This is a genomic window from Secundilactobacillus yichangensis, from assembly GCF_016861565.1.
Classification (GTDB): Bacteria; Bacillota; Bacilli; order Lactobacillales; family Lactobacillaceae; genus Secundilactobacillus; species Secundilactobacillus yichangensis.
The window spans coordinates 14,666-31,801 of record NZ_BOLK01000023.1 but is presented as its reverse complement, the minus strand read 5'-3'; the positions used below and the strand labels follow the sequence as shown (position 1 = coordinate 31,801).

General features: G+C 44.5%; 15 protein-coding genes and 1 other annotated feature. Of the genes, 5 read left to right on the top strand and 10 right to left on the bottom strand.

Annotated features, from left to right (window positions below):
• Nucleotides 1-535: 535 nt before the first annotated feature.
• Nucleotides 536-1,792, bottom strand: coding sequence for a tyrosine--tRNA ligase (gene tyrS, locus JUE95_RS12105; RefSeq protein ID WP_203652059.1), 1,257 nt, complete (start codon nucleotides 1,790-1,792; stop codon nucleotides 536-538).
• 48 nt (nucleotides 1,793-1,840) lie between these two features.
• Nucleotides 1,841-2,047 (bottom strand) — a binding site (T-box leader).
• Between the two features lie 84 nt (nucleotides 2,048-2,131).
• Here tyrS and JUE95_RS12100 point away from each other — a divergent pair.
• The 4 genes from JUE95_RS12100 to JUE95_RS12085 all read left to right on the top strand — a co-directional run bounded on the left by JUE95_RS12100 (nucleotide 2,132) and on the right by JUE95_RS12085 (nucleotide 7,904).
• A complete protein-coding gene (locus JUE95_RS12100) occupies nucleotides 2,132-2,929 on the top strand; it encodes a YdcF family protein (RefSeq protein WP_203652058.1) in 798 nt (265 codons plus the stop codon).
• Nucleotides 2,930-3,062: 133 nt separating this feature from the next.
• The gene (gnd, locus tag JUE95_RS12095; protein ID WP_203652056.1) at nucleotides 3,063-3,962 is read left to right on the top strand and encodes a phosphogluconate dehydrogenase (NAD(+)-dependent, decarboxylating); all 900 of its coding nucleotides are present in this window, start codon (nucleotides 3,063-3,065) and stop codon (nucleotides 3,960-3,962) included.
• A gap of 113 nt (nucleotides 3,963-4,075) precedes the next feature.
• The gene (locus tag JUE95_RS12090; RefSeq protein WP_203652055.1) at nucleotides 4,076-7,159 is read left to right on the top strand and encodes a YfhO family protein; all 3,084 of its coding nucleotides are present in this window, start codon (nucleotides 4,076-4,078) and stop codon (nucleotides 7,157-7,159) included.
• 79 nt (nucleotides 7,160-7,238) lie between these two features.
• On the top strand, nucleotides 7,239-7,904 hold the full coding sequence (locus tag JUE95_RS12085; RefSeq protein WP_203652053.1) for a histidine phosphatase family protein: 666 nt from the start codon (nucleotides 7,239-7,241) through the stop codon (nucleotides 7,902-7,904).
• 66 nt (nucleotides 7,905-7,970) lie between these two features.
• Here JUE95_RS12085 and JUE95_RS12080 read toward each other — a convergent pair whose 3' ends face one another.
• The 9 genes from JUE95_RS12080 to JUE95_RS12040 all read right to left on the bottom strand — a co-directional run bounded on the left by JUE95_RS12080 (nucleotide 7,971) and on the right by JUE95_RS12040 (nucleotide 16,448).
• The gene (locus tag JUE95_RS12080) at nucleotides 7,971-8,201 is read right to left on the bottom strand and encodes a hypothetical protein (RefSeq protein ID WP_203652051.1); all 231 of its coding nucleotides are present in this window, start codon (nucleotides 8,199-8,201) and stop codon (nucleotides 7,971-7,973) included.
• A gap of 5 nt (nucleotides 8,202-8,206) precedes the next feature.
• Nucleotides 8,207-8,443 (bottom strand): hypothetical protein, encoded by a 237-nt coding sequence (locus JUE95_RS12075; protein ID WP_203652050.1) that lies wholly within the window; start codon nucleotides 8,441-8,443, stop codon nucleotides 8,207-8,209.
• Nucleotides 8,444-8,630: 187 nt separating this feature from the next.
• Nucleotides 8,631-9,803 (bottom strand): MalY/PatB family protein, encoded by a 1,173-nt coding sequence (locus tag JUE95_RS12070; protein ID WP_203652048.1) that lies wholly within the window; start codon nucleotides 9,801-9,803, stop codon nucleotides 8,631-8,633.
• 50 nt (nucleotides 9,804-9,853) lie between these two features.
• Nucleotides 9,854-10,726, bottom strand: coding sequence for a PfkB family carbohydrate kinase (locus JUE95_RS12065; RefSeq protein WP_203652041.1), 873 nt, complete (start codon nucleotides 10,724-10,726; stop codon nucleotides 9,854-9,856).
• A complete protein-coding gene (locus JUE95_RS12060; protein WP_203652039.1) occupies nucleotides 10,727-11,233 on the bottom strand; it encodes an ECF transporter S component in 507 nt (168 codons plus the stop codon).
• Between the two features lie 238 nt (nucleotides 11,234-11,471).
• Nucleotides 11,472-12,938: a glycoside-pentoside-hexuronide (GPH):cation symporter gene (locus JUE95_RS12055; protein ID WP_203652038.1), complete on the bottom strand. Its 1,467-nt coding sequence runs from the start codon at nucleotides 12,936-12,938 to the stop codon at nucleotides 11,472-11,474.
• 2 nt (nucleotides 12,939-12,940) lie between these two features.
• Nucleotides 12,941-13,213 (bottom strand): hypothetical protein, encoded by a 273-nt coding sequence (locus JUE95_RS12050; RefSeq protein ID WP_203652036.1) that lies wholly within the window; start codon nucleotides 13,211-13,213, stop codon nucleotides 12,941-12,943.
• Between the two features lie 393 nt (nucleotides 13,214-13,606).
• On the bottom strand, nucleotides 13,607-14,944 hold the full coding sequence (locus JUE95_RS12045; protein ID WP_203652034.1) for an aspartate aminotransferase family protein: 1,338 nt from the start codon (nucleotides 14,942-14,944) through the stop codon (nucleotides 13,607-13,609).
• A gap of 70 nt (nucleotides 14,945-15,014) precedes the next feature.
• Complete coding sequence (locus tag JUE95_RS12040) at nucleotides 15,015-16,448, bottom strand: APC family permease (protein ID WP_203652032.1); 1,434 nt, start codon at nucleotides 16,446-16,448, stop codon at nucleotides 15,015-15,017.
• A gap of 228 nt (nucleotides 16,449-16,676) precedes the next feature.
• On the opposite strand from JUE95_RS12040, the gene JUE95_RS12035 reads away from it, so the two are divergent.
• Complete coding sequence (locus JUE95_RS12035; RefSeq protein ID WP_203652030.1) at nucleotides 16,677-17,123, top strand: NUDIX hydrolase; 447 nt, start codon at nucleotides 16,677-16,679, stop codon at nucleotides 17,121-17,123.
• The last annotated feature ends 13 nt before the right edge of the window (nucleotides 17,124-17,136 follow it).

The following is a 17,136-nucleotide window of genomic DNA, read 5'->3' as shown; positions in this document are numbered from 1 at the left end:
CCAGGATCAAACTCTCAATTTATGATTGTTTGTGACTCATTAATATTACTAGCGAAATTGACTTCGCAAATTACATTTGATATCAGCCGAAACTGATATACCCTGCACATTTGTGAAACAAAACTTTGTTCAGTTTTCAAAGGTCTACCAAGCAGATTCTTTTTCGAATCAGCCTTTATATTGTATCTTATTACCTCAAGAAAGTCAACTAAAACTTTCTATATCAACATTCCTTGTCGAAATGTCTCTCGCTGAGGCAACTTATTAAGAATACCATCATCGTTGAAGAATGTCAACACGTAACTTTTAAAATTCTGAATCGGTACATGTGTTAATAATCTCTTGCGACAACAGATAACATCATACCAAGTATTCCCGGCTTGGTCAAATACTTTTTCAAAATAAATGTGAAAAATTACTGCTAATCTTTTCTCACATCAAATTTCACTCCTCAAAAATGTAAAAACACTTCATATTATTGAACAATAAAAGAACCGCCTCGTTTAAAGCGAAACGGTTCCTAAAAAGTTGCTAGTTATTTAACTCTTGCTAAGAAGTAACGCTTCTTGCCGCGGCGCACAATCACAAATTTACCATCGAAGTGAGCACTTGGATCAATTTCGGCGTTAACATCCGTTACCTTGTCGCCATTAATCCGAATCGCACCGTTATTAACGTCTTCACGTGCTTGTCGGCGCGAAGGTTCAATGGAAGTGACGTCTACCAACCATTCAACGATGTTACGTTTCTCATCGGTCACGTCAACTGAAGGCATGTTCTTAAAGCCCTGTTCGATTTCATTAACCGATAGATCAGCAACGTCCCCTGAGAAGAGTGCTTTAGAAATATTCTCCGCTTCAGTCACCGCGTCCTTACCATGAACGAATTCTGTGACTTCTTCAGCTAAACGTCGCTGTGCCTCACGCTTTTCTGGTTGCGTCTCAACTTTCTTGGCTAAGTCAGAGATCTCATCTTGATTAAGGAAGGTAAAGTACTTCAAATATTTAACAACATCCCGATCATCTTGATTCAACCAGAATTGGTAGAATTCATACGGCGTCGTCTTTTCCGGATCAAGCCAAACAGCACCCCCGGCAGTTTTACCAAATTTAGTCCCATCTGCCTTGAGCATTAACGGAATCGTCAAGCCATATACTTTTGCATCCGCCCCTTCGATTTTGTGAATCAAATCAATGCCGGCTGTGATGTTGCCCCATTGATCCGCACCCCCAACCTGAAGCTGGACGTCTTCGGCTTGGTATAGATGGAGGAAGTCAACTGATTGGAGAATCTGGTAAGTAAATTCAGTAAATGAGATCCCCACTTCCAGCCGTGAAGCGACAACTTCCTTGGCCAGCATGTTATTAACGTTAAACAGCTTACCGTAATCCCGCAGGAAATCTAACAATGACACTTTTGACAGCCAGTCGTAATTGTTCACGATCTTAAAGCTGCCATCCTGGCCAAATAGATGTTCCATCTGAGCAGTAATAGCTGCCTCATTATGGTGAACTTGCTCCATTGACTGCAAAACCCGTTCTGATTTCTTACCACTTGGATCACCGATTGAACCAGTACCGCCACCAATCACAATGTAAGGCCGGTGTCCTGCCAACTGGAATCGTTTTAAAATCATGAAGGGAATTAAATGCCCGATATGCATTGAATCACCAGTAGGATCAATCCCTACATATAAACCAACCGATTTATTTTTAACCAGATCAGTCAGCCCCTCTTCATCCGTCTGCTGGTTAATCGCGCCACGCCATTTAAGCTCATCTAAAATCGTCACAGTGAAACCTCCTTAAGATATTAAAAAAGTCCCCACTAGTCATAGACTAATAGGGACGAAATAAATTCCGCGTTACCACCCAAGTTACGTTGTAATATGACAACGTCGCTCGACATGGATATCGGCATGACCCGCCAGCGATTAACTGGTTCGCTCCACACTGTAATTCGGTTAACTGGGACGCTTGACTTGCAGCAGCCGTCAAGTTTCTAAATCGTTGCCCAATTGCCTACTTTAATGTTTCTTAGCTGTCATTAATACTACAAATACAAACACTAAAAGTCAAGCTGCAGTCTGGCTGTCATTTAACCTATAATAGAAGAAATAAAGGAGGCGGTCGTGCTGACTATTATTCTAATCATTATCACCCTACTGAATTTAGGTGCAGTTGAGCCACTGGTAAAGCACCAGTCGAATCAGCGATTGGTCTGGGGGCCACTGCTTAGTATACTGGTCGTTACTGATCTATTAATTGCGCTGCCAGTACTCATCTGGCCGGGTCACTTGCTGGCAACGGCAGCTAGTGTTGGTTTTGCCACTTGGTACCTAACGGCCACCGGCTACCTTTGGCTAACCTGCTGGTATCAGTGCCATACTAATAAGGCAGTACTTGCCGACTACCTTATCGTATTAGGTGCAAAGGTCAATACTGACGGCCCTTCCAGGACGCTGACAAGACGCCTACAGACTGCGATTGATTTTTGCTCATCGCAGCCTAACTCACCCAAGCTCATACTCACCGGTGGCCAGGGCAGTGATGAGCCGCAGAGTGAGGCCTCATCCATGGCCGATTATTTGATCCGCCACCAGATTAATCCGCAGCGGCTGCTGCTAGAGCAAGCTGCCACTTCAACTAAAACTAACTTCAAATTCTCAAAACAGCTCATCCGTCAAGATTGGGTGCAGGCACGACAGCCAAAAATCCTAGTCGTTACCAGTGACTATCACCTAGTTCGCAGCAAGCTACTAGCATGGCAGCAGCACTTGCCGGTTGGCCTCTTAGGTTCCTGGACCACTACTGAAGCCTTGATTCCCGCGATGGTAAGAGAAGTTGCGGCCCTGCTGCTGCAGTTGAAATGGCCGCTTCTGATTATCTGGCTCGTAATAACATCCTTAATTCAACTATTCATCAACTAGACGAGTTAGTGTATTTTCACACATGAAAATAAAACTGAAATTTTTTTACATTTTCTCTTGCGAAAGCCAAGAGAATCTTATATACTAATTCTGTTGTAAAATACCAGGCCAAATGAAGCGAGGAGTTTTTCTAATGAAACTAGGTTTAATTGGATTAGGAAAGATGGGTATTAACTTAGCCCAAAACATGATTCGTAATAACAATGAAGTTGTCGGTTTTGATTTAAACACTGACTTAGTTGAAGAAGCAGCTACTTACGGTGCTACTAAAGCAACTACTCTTAAAGAAATGATTGATCAATTACCATCACCAAAGATTGTTTGGATCATGGTACCAGCTGGCAAACCAACTGATGCTACTGTGGATGATTTAGTTAATGCTTTAAGCATGGGCGACATCGTTATTGATGGCGGTAACACTTTCTGGAAAGACTCACTTCGTCACAACCGTCTCTTAGGCGAAAAGGGTATTCACTACTTTGACTGCGGTTCTTCAGGCGGCTGGAGAGGTGCTCTTAACGGCGGTAACTTCATGATTGGTGGCGACGAACCAGAAGTCTTCGAAACCATTCGTCCTTTATTTGAAGGTATCTCACAAAAAGACGGCTACCTTTACACTGGTAAAGCCGGTTCAGGTCACTACTTGAAGATGGTCCACAACGGTATCGAATACGGTATGATGGAAGCCATCGGTGAAGGTTTCGAAGTCCTTCAAGCTTCTGACTTCGACTACGACAACCGCGCTGTTGCCAAGGTTTGGAACAACGGTTCCGTTGTTCGTAGCTGGTTAATGGAATTGGCTGAAGCAGCCTTTGAAAAGGATCCTAACTTGGATGCCATCAAAGGTCGCATGCACTCTAACGGTGAAGGTCAATGGACTGTTGAAGACGCTATGGATCACGCCGTACCAACCCCAGTTATTTCAGCCGCTGTTATGACTCGGTTCCGTTCAATGCAAGATGACACCTTTAACGGTAAAGTTGTTTCTGCTTTACGTAACGGTTTCGGTGGTCACGCAATGGATAAGAACTAATTTTAAATTAACGACTCGAAAAGGTCACGCCCTGGCGTGGCCTTTTTTAATTTCGCAACATGAGAATGAGTATGCGATAATGAGTTATCACAACAAACTGGAGAGAGCTTACTTTGAAACGTAAAATCAATCAACTGCCAGTATGGATTACTTACACACTGGCTTTTATCATTATCACATCAATAACATTCGGAGCCCTGCACGCCACCGGTCATTCCAATATCTGGAATTTGGACGGTATCGCCCAGCACTATCCAATCTTAAAAGAATTCTATCGCATCTTACACGGTACTGCCCACCAGTCACTATTCAGCTGGTCTTGGAACTTAGGCTTAGGTGCCGATCAAATGACCACCTTTGCTTACTACTTAGTGGGTGACCCGTTCAGCTACTTAATTGCCTTCTTCCCAGCACATCAACTTGAACTGGGCTACCTGATTTTAACGATTCTTCGGCTGTACGTAGTGGGATTATCCTTCATCGTGCTGGCTAAACACTTTCATTTTAAACCAGCCGGCCAAATCTTCGGCGCGCTGATCTACACGTTTAACGGTTTCGCCTTTTATGTCAGTTACCACCACCCGTTCTTCTTACTGCCGATGATCTTTTTCCCACTGCTCTGTTTGAGCATTGATTTAGTTTTGAAGGGCAAAACCTGGTGGTGGCTAACGATTGTTACAGCTGCTATCCTGATTTGCAACGTCTACTTCGCCTACTTAATGGCCTTTGGCGCCGTCATCTTCGTGGTTATTCGTTACCTGGATTTAAACCGAAAAGGGGCCTTCCTGCCGAAAATATGGCAGTTGCTGCTGAAAATCATGGTCGCCATGGTGATTGCAATCCTGATATCCGCCGTTATTTTGCTGCCGAACGTGATGGCTATGATGAACAGTTCACGCATGGGCGGATCAATTTTTGCCAATAATCTGAACTGGTATCCTGAGGTCTATTACCGAACTCTACCTGATAATATTCTCACGTCCAACGGCAATATTTACTACTGGGCCTTGATTGCTACCAGCGGCCTATCACTGATTGCCATGGTCTGGACACTACGGCGTTTCAAACAATATTTAGCGCTTAATGTCACCTTGATTTTAATTGGGTTGGGACTTCTATTTCCTGCTGTGGCAGCCACTTTAAACGTCATGAGCACTCCTTCGAACCGTTGGCTAATGATGGCTCAACTGGCATTTGCACTAATTGCCGCTACGCTAGTCGATCATCTCACCGAATACACAATCCGCGATTTTATTTGGTTAACTGGTGTGATTGCAGTGCTAATGATTGCTATCTGGGTTGCTAACGGCTACCTCTTTAAATTCCGTCAAATTCAGCTGCTGACCTATCTGGTTTTCATGCTGTTTATTTGGCTGTTCAGCTTACTGCTACTAAAGCCTCAGTTGGTTAAACCCATTGAACTCGGTTTGTTAGGCCTAGTGACACTGAATGCCATTACGACCGGCTTAAGCTTTTACGATGAGAACTACAGCGGTGCCCCTCAAAATGAGCTGCCAAATAATACCGCCACTCAGTGGTCAAAATGGTACTTCGACGGTGCTGACCAGTATCTTCATCAACGGGATAAGAGCTTTTACCGCACCTCCACGACCAATAACTACTACACGATGGTCACGGTTGGTAACAATATTCCGATGCTGCTGAACACCCACACCATTAGTTCCTACTATTCGGTTCAAAATGGTGATGTTAACCACTTTAACCAGCAATTAGCAAACGTTCAAAACAGCATGAATAATCCGACTAGCAGTGTCGACACCCGCGGCTCGATACTTTCTTTGCTTAACGTGAAGTATCTATTTGCCCGCGAAGATGATATGTTGAATCAAAAAGCAATGCCATATGGTTTCCAGCAGTTGAAAACCAAACACGGTAAACCCGTCATCATTGACGACCATCCGATTTACTCCGTTGGTAACGGTACCGGAACAGCCATTTTAAAGAACCGTTATGCTTTGCCATTAGTCTACACGCAGAGCTCACAAATCACCCCTTCCGCCTTTAAGCAGCTCACTGCTCTGCAGCGGCAAGAAGCGTTACTGGAAGGTGCTAGTGTTCAAAAGCAAGTACCGGGAGTTGCCAAAGCACGGCTAAAAACAGCCACTAAACACGTGGGTTATAACGTCCAATTAACTAGCCTGCCAATCCTTAAAGTTCCCGATTTGATCAACTACCGCCTCCAGCACAATACCAAACATTCTCCATCGGCAGCCCTTGGCAAACAGCCACTGCCACCTAAGGAAGCGGCCAACTATGCTGCAGCTACTGGGCTGGAAAAACCATCCGCTGAAGTGGACAGGCTGTTAACTGAGAATCAGACACTCATTAATAATAATGCGGAAACCAACCGTAACGGCCTCCACGAGATGACCAGCGATATGCTGGGACAGCAGCAGACTTACACACTGAAGCTCAAGCATCCTAAGCAGGTCCAGGGCACTGAGCTTTACCTGGATTTTTCAGGTATTTCAACCCGTTTTCCAGACACCGCTAAACGCCTGAACTACTTTGCCACCCGCTCGAAATTTGCCGGAACGCCTTTGCCAAAGGGCCAGCAAACAAATAACTGGCGGACAATTATTAATACGCCGCTGTTCAATGCCTATTCCATGAACATCAAAACCAGTCGTTACAAAACCGTCTATAACCAGTTTGGAATCAATAACCTTTCCGACTATGAACCCAAGGACCACTTGCTAATTAACCTAGGCTATTCCACCAAACTGAGAAAAACCATCGACTTGTCATTTACGAACGCGGAAAAGATTCATTTTAAACATGTTAAAGTGATTGCCGTACCATATGCAGCAAAGTACCGTCAGCAAACTACCAAGCTGCAAAAGACCGGCCTCACTCACCAGCACGTAACTAATAATGAAGTCAGCGGCACTTCTACGGGCAGCGGTAAGCGAATCTTAACCACCAGCATTCCGTACAGTAAGGGCTGGCAGTTGAGCGTTGATGGTCAACCTAAGCAGACTCAGATCGTCAACTCCGGCTTCGTTGGTGCGACGCTTCCTCGAGGTACCCACCGAATCAAGCTGACCTACCGCACGCCAGGGTTACAAACTGGTTTCTGGCTATCAATTGTCGGTGTGCTGCTGGCAGCGTTATCCGGCATATGGCTGCTGATCAGTTACCGTTCTGCTAAACGATCAGATGATCCTAACAACTAGCTGGTTTTTGGAAAATGATGGTATAAATTGATATAATGAATGTGAATTAAACTCACTTTTCATCCTAGGAGGGCTTACTGTGAAAACATTTACTGCGTACTTCGTTCGGCACGGGCAAACAATGCTGAACCACTATAACAAAATTCAAGGCTGGATCGATTCCCCACTGACCGAAAAAGGGATCGCCGATGCCAAACGTGCCGGTCAGCAGTTGAAGAATATCGACTTTGCTGCAGCGTACAGCAGTGATTCAGGGCGGGCAATCGAAACAGCTTCCTACATTTTGAAAGCCAACAAGGAAAACATCAATATTATCAGTTACCAATACCCCGAGTTTCGTGAGCAATGCCACGGCTACTTCGAAGGTAACGACGCCAATCAAATGTGGCAGTTCGTTGGCGAACAAGTGCAGTTGACTTCCGAATCAGCCGTGTTAGGTAAATACGGTCTGGAAAAAGCTCGTGATTTGATTCATAAAGCCGACCTATACGGTGAAGCAGAAAGCAACGACATGTTTTGGAAACGGCTTGACCGTGGCTTTAATAAACTGCGAGATAATACTAACGATGGTGACCAAGTGCTAGTTGTCTCTCACGGGATGACCATCCGATCAATTATTGACCGCTACGCACCGGAACTGGATGTGGGCGTGCCAACCATTAACGGCAGTATCTCAAAACTCACCATTACCGATGACGATATCAAAGTTGATTTCTTCAATAAAACTGACTTTGTTGCAAAATAAAACAGTTAGCACCAAACAAAAAGAACCCGTCGATCAGTTACCGAAACTGATTGACGGGTTCTTTTTTTACACTTCTGCCACTTTTCGCTGCTGAACTGTTTCAGCCTGGGTTTTGACTTTGGTTTTAGCAACAATCACCCGGCCCATTAATTCGGCCACTTTAAACCGGTCGCAAGGCTGATGGTCCAGCACGGTCACCATCACGGTACGTTCATAAATATGTTCCACCCGGCCAACAAATGCACACGTCAGGTTGCCATTAGGTTCACACGTTACGATATCATTGATTTTAATCATGTTGATCATCCTTTCCATCGCTGGCATTGGACAATTGCCATTGCCTTAGCGTCGTTTGCTTCTACTACTAATTTATATTGGTTCTGTTCAACAACACGGCGGTCATGAAAGTGAAAATTCATCACCTCGACGACAAGCCGACTTCCGAATACTTGGTATACCCGCGCAATAAATGGTCGGGTCATTTGTGCATGCTGACATCTAACTAGTCGACCTGCGACAATCTCTGGTGCTTCACTCATTTCCGCCGCCTCCTTTTTTCTTATGTGTATAAGTTATCAAACCAATAAGAAAGAGTTACGACTAAATTATGAACATTCCTTGAAACCGGTTTACAATTCAATGACATAAACTAAAAAATGTCTGATTTTCAGCTAACCAAACCAAAAATCAGACATTAATTTTATTATGTTTAATTTATACCAAAGATTACTTTTTTCTTACAGATTGATCAAAGTGTTTCAAGCGGTGCAGTGCGTCTTTCAAAACCGATCGATCCACCGCGAAGTTTAGCCGCATAAAACCACTGCCCGTCTTGCCGTATTCAATACCCGGGTTTAAACAGATATGACCAAGGTTGCGTAGCTTCTCATCCAATTCATTATCCGTAAGGCCGTAAGCCATAAAGTCCAGCCACATGAGATAAGTCCCCTCAGGATACATTGGCCGAATCATTGGTACTTCCTCACGCAGATACTCATAAGCCAAATTACGGTTTTCTTCTAGATAAGCGTTCACTTCTTTTAACCATTCCGCACCCTTCTCGTAAGCGGTTCGGGTGGCAACTAATCCTAACGTATTGACCTCTTCAATTGCTTCCGCAGCTGCTGCCTGCTTAAGTGTTGCCAATAATTGGGGATCTTTCACCGCCAAGAAAGCACATTTAAGTCCAGCTAAATTAAACGCCTTAGTGGCCGATTTCAGCAGCACGGTTTGACTAGAGACACCTTCACCCATCATATCAGACATCATTGAAACGGGTAAATTATCGGAAAAGGTGACGTCATCATGAATCTCATCGGCCAGCACCAAAACGTCATGTTCACTAGCAAGGTCTTGAATCCGTTGCAGCTCTGTCGTAGTCCAAACACACCCGCCCGGATTATGTGGGTTGCAGACGATAATTGCTTTAACTTGGCTATTCGCCATAACTTGATCCAAACGTTTGAAGTCAATGACGTACTGTCCTTCTCGCTGTACCAGTGGGAACTCAACAAACTGACGGTGATTATCAACGACCAACTGTTTATATGGCGGATAATAAGGCGACATCACAATAATACCATCATCCACCTGGGTCAAATGGCGAATCACAAATGACAGTCCAACAGCAATACTTGGCAGGATAATCAACTGGTCGCGTTTGAGACTGACATCATGGTGCTGTTTTTGCCAGTGAATGATAGCATCATAAAAACCCGTACTAGGCATCGTGTACCCTAGAACCTTTTTATCCAAAACGCGCTGAATTGCCTCTCGAATAAACTGCGGTGTTGCGATATCCATATCAGCAACGGTCATTGGTAAAAGCTGATCATCATCTTTTGTGACGGCCCATTTAACATTATTACCATGCCGCCGATTCACGTTAGTATCAATCATGTCGGTTCCTCTTCTCTAATGAGTATTGGTTAAAGACCAGTTTGAACTAATCACGGCATCGTTTCAAGTTTAGGGATTACCTCTTGAGACAACCAAGCCAATAACTGGCTTAACTGCATCCCAAACCGCCGCTGATAGCCAGTAACTGAAGTCTGATCTAACGAGATGGCATCGCCTTTCACCGCAATCTTAACTGCCGTTTCAAGGCTAACACCCCGCATGAGTGCCGCGCTTAGCAAAGCTGAAAACACATCGCCGCTGCCATAAAAATGCCCCGCCCGTAATTTCGTCGAAACTGTCCGCTGTTTACTGCCATCCCGATACGCGGTTAAAATTGCGTTATCACTGGGAATTCCCGTAATCACAATTTGCGTATTGGCCCCGCTAATTGCGGTTAAGGCAGCAAACATTGCTGCCACATCAGACTGACTGGGCTGATTGTCATTCAACGGCAGCTCCGCTAATAAATGTGCCTCGGTCCAATTTGGCGTGATCACATCCGCAATAGCCACTAGTGTCCGCATAGCGGCCACATAGTCGGCAGAGAGTCCTGGATAAAGCGCCCCGCCGTCACCCATTACGGGATCGACAATCAACGGGTGCAATTGCTGAGCCTTCACCGACTGCGTTAATTGGTTAACAAGGTCAACTTGGCCTACGTACCCAATCAAGCCACCCGAAAGCTGAATTTGTTCGTTTTGCCAGTGCGCCATCGTCTCCTTCACCCATACTGGCGAATACTGCTTAGCAGGCGTACCAAAGCATTCCGTTTGAGTAGAAAGTACCTGTGTTGGTAAAATTGCCGCGGGCACACCAAAAGCCGCTAAAACTGGAACCGCAACACCCAGGGACATGGTACCAATAGCGGAAAGGTCTTCGGCGACCAAAAACGGCTGGTTATTTAAAGCTTGTACTGGTCTCATCTAACCGATTAACCTAGGTAACCGGCTTTCCAGTGGAACAGAAACAACGTAAGCCACGACTCCGCCAACGATTCCCTGAATAAAGTTGGTTGGAATACCGATCAGACCGACTTTAAAACCATAAAGTAAACTATCAGTTGCCCAGTAGCCTGCTACCATGACAAAAACACCCACGGTCATTGCAATAATCTTCATTGCCTTATTCTTTTTACTGCCGATCCAACCAGCAACAAAGCCTTCTAAACCATGGACAATAAACGAAAAGATCATGTATTGCGTATACCCTGAGATCAGGTCAAGAAGCAGACCGCTAAATGCCCCAACTACAGCACCCTGTGTCCGGCCCAGTAGAATTGCTGCAATAAAGATCCCAGCATCACAAAGGTTAACGTTACCGTGAGTCATTGGCACAGGAATTAAAAAGAACCTTGAAATAACCACGGTCACCGCGATCAGCATTGCTAAATAAACCACTTCTCGGGTTGAAATATGGCGTTTATTTTCCATTCTGCTTCGCTCTCTTTTCTTAACAAATTTTAATCTACCTATCACATTACAACACGCATGTCCTTAAAACACAAGGTCATGCTTTAGGTTACCCAATAAGTATATCAAGGAAAAGCGAACGTTTGTACTATTTTCCAATCTGATGGCAAACAATTCATCAAAAATTTCGCTGGAAATACAAAAAAGCCGTAACGCCACCATCTCTGTAGTGGTCGTTACGACTTTGGATCAGTACTGATTATTGTTCGTCTGCAGTACCTTTTTTCACTTTTTCGTCTTGCTCTTTTTCTAATTTAGTTTCAAGTTCATCAACGATTTCCTTGTGCTTGTCTTCAGTCAACTTAACTTTTACGTAATAGACAAGAGCGGCAACCGCAATCAAAGCCATTGGGCCGAAGAACATGTAAGACTTGAAGCCCATTAGTTGTGCGTGGCTAATACTGCTTGGAGAAGCGTTACCAGTCATACCTGAGTGAACAGCGGCAATACCAACAACTCCGTTAGCAACCGCACCAGCCAACTTATCGATCAATGGCCGAATGGAAAGCGTAACGGATTCGTTCCGAGTACCATTCTTCCATTGCCCATATTCAACACAATCTGTGATGGTCATCAATGCAGCCAAGAAGATCATTGGGTATGGGAAGAAGAAGATGGCAACTGAAACTAATACGGCAGTTAAGCTGTGTCCCGCGAATAAGAACAAAACGTAACCGATTAACATCATGCAAATACCACCAACATAAATGGCTTTCCGGTGAACCTTTTCAACAATCACTGGGAAGAGTGAAACGGAAATAACACCTAAGGCAGCCATGATCCAGCCAGCAAAAGTGAACTTGTTTGACTGACCCAAGACGTAGGTGAAGTAGTAAGCCAATAGTGAGTTAGTAACAACATAACCTAAAGCAAATAGGAAGTATGAAGCTGCCAACCACATTAATTGGTCGTTCTTACCTAAAGCTTTGAAAATACCAATCACACCCGTACGCTCAGTGTTTTGACGAATTAAACTGGTATTTTCATGGGTTCCCAAAGCCGTGCATAAAGCACCGCCGAATGAGAAGATCGCAATGACAACGGCAAATCCAATCCAGCCGGCTTGCGTCTTCGTCTGGCCACTAGTTCCTGAAAACATGTGTGAGAAGAACACAATCAGTGGGAAAATCATGATTGGAACCGCTTGGGCACCAATCGTTGACCCTAAACGACCTGTCGTACCAAAGTTATTACGAACCTTTTCATCAACACTCAAAGCAGGGAGCATTGACCAAAGTGCAATATCTTTAAACGAATAGAAAACATCCATGATAACGTAACAGATACCAAACAAAACAACATAAAGCATTGGGTTGGAATTAGTTAAGCCACCAAAATCAGTAAAAATAAGAACTAAGAAAATAGCACTTACACCAGCACCAACCAGCAACCATGGCTTGAACTTACCATATTTGGTTTGGGTGTTATCGATAATACCACCAATGATTGGGTCAAACACGATTTCAACCAACCGAATGATCATCATCATCGTAGTGATAATCAAAATCATGTGTGACTTGACACCCTTTGCAGCACCATTAAACAATTCACTGGTAATAAACAACATTAAATACGTACTTAAGGTCGCGTAGAACGCATCATGACCAAAGGCCCCTAACGCGTATGACGTATACTCTTTAACATGACTTTCCGTTTTTTCTTTCATTATTATTCGCCACTTCCTGAACCTTCATAACGATGCTCAATAATCTTTGAAAGGATCTTGCTACGTTGTTCTGACTTCGCTACATCAAAACGGGTCTCTTCAAGATCATTAAAGTCTTGTGCCAACAACAATGCTTCCAGATAGAGCGTTAACTGACGTTTGATATAAACTTTATCTTCTTCGTCATCGCGCTTTGGATTACCGCCAAGAACTGCTTGAGCGAATGCTTCAGGATCCAGCGTAATCTTGTCACTGCTTTTGCTCTTACTAGCCATTACACATACCTCCTAGTTTTTGGCTGCTTGCTGAAAGACAAACGATATAATTAATAATCAGGATATATTTCAAACTCAATAGTCGTCATTTGTTCGGCAAATACAGACCAATTCATTTTTGCTACCCTTCCTCGATAGCCTAGGGACATTCTAGCACAACTTACCAAGTTTTGTAAACGCTTACTTAAATTTCAATAAACTTTTACCCAATTTTTAGTTAATTTATTGGTAAAGCTTTCTTAATACGGGTGTACCAACGTTTTCTATAGCGTAAATATTTTATTTGTCACTATGAAAGTTAGCTGCAGAAAACGTGAAAAAGTCAAAAAAACGTGGAACAAAAAGGCATTTGTCCCACGTTCAAACTTTAAAAGTAACGATAGCGATTAAATATTACCAGCCAATTTCAGCCGCGTTATCCGGTAACGAAAGCTTGCCAGCAGCTAATTCACTAAATGCCTGGTCAAGAATATCGAAGGCCGACTGCAGCTGTTCATCGGTAATCACCAACGGCGGCTGGAATCTCAAGACATTCGTCTTCAAGCTGATGATGATTGCCCCTAGCTCAAATACCCGGTAGATGATCTTAGTCGTAGCATCCGCATCCGGCTTACCGGTTTCAGGATCAATGATATCGATTCCGCCATCAAGTCCGTACATCCGCACGTCACCAATGAAATTAAACTTCTTTTTCTCATCCGCAAAGAAGGCAGCTGTCTTCTTGCCAAGTCGCGTACTGCGCTCCAGTAAATGCTCATCCTCAATTACATCAATGGTTGCCATGGCGGCAGCCGTTGTCACTGGATTACCGGCCGTGGTATAGACGTTGGCAGGCGACCCCAAAGAGTTCATGATTTCCTGACGGCCAATCACTGCACTTAACGGCAATCCAGACGCCAGTGACTTGCCAACAGACATCAGATCAGGTTCCAGATCAAAATGTTGAATCGACCACCATTTACCGGTTCTCCCCATACCTTGATTAACTTCATCTACCGCAAACAAAATACCGTTAGCTTTAGCAAAATCATATATTTTATGCATATAAGCATCCGGAGTTTTAACGATTCCGCCATCGCCTTGAATTGGTTCAATCAGAATAGCCGCCACTTCTTCAGCTGGCAAATAAGTCTCAAATGGCAGCTTAAACGCATCAAACATCCGATCGACAAAGGCTTCTTCTGATTCACCCTCTAGCCGTTTCCACGGATCTGGGAACGGCACCTTAACGATATCCGGTAACAGCGGCCCAATTTTACGGCTCATGTTCAAGCTGACTGACGATACACTGATTGACCCATACGTTGAACCATGGTAAGCACCGGTAAAACTCACAATGTAAGGGCGGCCAGTATATGCCCGAGCAAATTTAATGATCGCATCGTTTGCATCAGAACCCGAGTTGCCCCAGCCCAGTGCAGTTGGTCCGCTAATGGGGGCTAGAGCGGCCAATCGCGGTGCTAATTTTGCAGCCGCATCGTTCGCAAAATACGCTGGTGTGTACTGCAGTAATTTAGCCGCCTGATCCTGAACCGCTTTAACCACGTGAGGATGCGAATGGCCAGTGTTGGTTGCTGAAGCACTTGCTAACAGGTCAAGGTAGGTTTTTCCATCAGCATCGGTGATTGTGGCTCCCTTGCCCGATTCAATCACAATGTTAAAATACTTTACCCGCGCTGCCTTGGAAAAGGCTGGCGCTTCCTGCTTTAAAAGTCGTTCATTTTCACCCATAGTATTTCCTCCGTAAATCTTGACTTAAACGAAAACCCCAAAACACTGCGCTTTGGGGTCATCATTTAACTTATTTTTGTTTATTCGTATTTAATGAAGAATGTTTGGCACCGTAGAATAAATATACCAGCAGGCCAAAGATAAACCAGATCAACGCGTAAATCTTAGCGTCTTTATCAAGTCCCCAGAACACACCCAGTGCGCCTAAGAACGCGATGAATGGCAAGACTGGATAGAACGGCATCTTAAACGAAGGATCCGGAATGTCCTTACCTTCACGGGGCCGCAGTTTGTATATTCCTAACGACACGAACATAAAGGCAATCAAAGTCCCTGCGGAAATCAATTGTGACAGGAACGCAAATGGAAACAGTGAACCGATAATCACACCAACGATCGTAATCGTTGAAAGTGCGTGGTTCGGTAACTGTTTATCATTCAAAACACCTAGCCATTTTGGCAGTAAACCGTCACGGCCAAACGAGTAAACCAGCCGTGAGCCGGCCAGCATCATCCCGATTAAAGCGGTAAACATCCCAACGACCGCAATCGCCTGTACGACACTTGCAACCACGGTATGACCGCTATGACGAAGTGCCCAGCCAACGGGTTCAGCGTTGTTAGCATAGTCACTGTAGTGGAACATCCCAACTAAGACCAACGCAACGGCAACGAACAAAACAACCGCAATGACTAGTGACCCCATGATCCCACGTGGCATCGTTTTTTGCGGATTTTTCGCTTCAGCTGAATTGGCAGCAACTGAATCAAAACCAATGTAGGATAGGAAAATCATCGAAACACCAGCGTAAATTCCTTGCCAGCCCCCAAACTGATTACCATCGACCACTTTGTGCGGTGGAATAAATGGCACGTAGTTCTGCATATGAAGAGCAGTTGCACCAACAACGATGAAGAGTAATACTGCCAAAACTTTGAGAACAACCAAAATATTTTGAACACGGGCAGCCGTTGAAGCACCGCGTGACAGCAGAAACGCGACCATTAAAACAACAACAACGGAAGTGATGTCAATGATCCCGCCATCGGTTCCGAACGGATTAGCCAACGCTTTCGGGAACGTGATTCCTAAGGGTTGAATTAACCCACGGAAGTTCGCGGAAAGGCCAGACCCAACAAAGGCCACGGCAATGAAGTACTCGGCTAACAGTGCCCAGCCGGCAATCCAGCCAAACCCTTCACCGAAAACCACGTTGATCCAGGAATATGCCGAACCGGCAAATGGCATTGCAGCAGCCATTTCAGCGTATGCAAAAGCCACTAACCCAGCAACCACCGCAGCAGCTAAGAATGATAGTGCAACGGCTGGACCAGCATGTTGCGCCGCCACGACCCCCGGCAACGTAAAAATAGAAGTGGACACAATCGTACCGACCCCTAAAGCCAAGATATCCTTGACGCCTAATACACGAGCCAAATGAGAATCTTTGTCTTGATAGACAGCTGGATCTTCTTGGCGTAAGAATGTACTCTTAAAACTCATATAATTCCTCCTGTAGCGGTAATCAGCCGCCTATGTAGTTGAAACTCTAAATCTAGCCCTCAAGGGAACATTAGAAATAAATGAGTATATTTTAACAATTATTTTAATAATGTGCAAGGCTTTCCTGGTGCATAATTACCGATTAACCTGAATAAAGCGCTTTTATTTACCTTTTAAATCTCGCATAATAAGGTTAATATATTCGTAGAATTCTAATGAGGTGATCCTATGGGGTACATTCTAGATTTGAGAGAAAAAGTTGGCCACGAACCGCTGATATCAACTGGAGCTGCTGGTTTGGTCTATAATGCCAGTGCACAGCTGCTGTTTGTTCATCGCAGCGATACCCATCTCTGGGGGCTGCCTTCCGGTTCCAAAGAAATTGGTGAATCACTTGCCGACACTGCCAGCCGGGAAGTATTAGAAGAAACCGGCGTGCGTGCAGTAAACCTTACGTTTAAAACTATTCTTAGCGGACCGTCGATGCAGTTCAGCTACCCGAACGGCGATCAAATTGATGCTGTCATCGCGGTTTATCAGGCCTTCACACAGGATAATCAGCTCGTACCTCAAGCTGGAGAAACTGATCGGGTTGCCTTTTTTGATCTTGATCAGCTACCAAAACAGATCACCGGCTTTTCCCACCAAATTTTAGAGGCAACGGAGCTGGTGTAATCCTGAAAAATAT

What these genes read in the sequence shown, in the direction of transcription:
- gnd (WP_203652056.1), top strand. Translation starts at nt 3,063, where the DNA reads ATGAAACTAGGTTTAATTGGATTAGGAAAGATGGGTATTAACTTAGCC.
- JUE95_RS12080 (WP_203652051.1), bottom strand. Translation starts at nt 8,201, where the DNA reads ATGATTAAAATCAATGATATCGTAACGTGTGAACCTAATGGCAACCTG.
- JUE95_RS12075 (WP_203652050.1), bottom strand. Translation starts at nt 8,443, where the DNA reads ATGAGTGAAGCACCAGAGATTGTCGCAGGTCGACTAGTTAGATGTCAG.
- JUE95_RS12070 (WP_203652048.1), bottom strand. Translation starts at nt 9,803, where the DNA reads ATGATTGATACTAACGTGAATCGGCGGCATGGTAATAATGTTAAATGG.
- JUE95_RS12065 (WP_203652041.1), bottom strand. Translation starts at nt 10,726, where the DNA reads ATGAGACCAGTACAAGCTTTAAATAACCAGCCGTTTTTGGTCGCCGAA.
- JUE95_RS12060 (WP_203652039.1), bottom strand. Translation starts at nt 11,233, where the DNA reads ATGGAAAATAAACGCCATATTTCAACCCGAGAAGTGGTTTATTTAGCA.
- JUE95_RS12055 (WP_203652038.1), bottom strand. Translation starts at nt 12,938, where the DNA reads ATGAAAGAAAAAACGGAAAGTCATGTTAAAGAGTATACGTCATACGCG.
- JUE95_RS12050 (WP_203652036.1), bottom strand. Translation starts at nt 13,213, where the DNA reads ATGGCTAGTAAGAGCAAAAGCAGTGACAAGATTACGCTGGATCCTGAA.
- JUE95_RS12045 (WP_203652034.1), bottom strand. Translation starts at nt 14,944, where the DNA reads ATGGGTGAAAATGAACGACTTTTAAAGCAGGAAGCGCCAGCCTTTTCC.
- JUE95_RS12040 (WP_203652032.1), bottom strand. Translation starts at nt 16,448, where the DNA reads ATGAGTTTTAAGAGTACATTCTTACGCCAAGAAGATCCAGCTGTCTAT.
- JUE95_RS12035 (WP_203652030.1), top strand. Translation starts at nt 16,677, where the DNA reads ATGGGGTACATTCTAGATTTGAGAGAAAAAGTTGGCCACGAACCGCTG.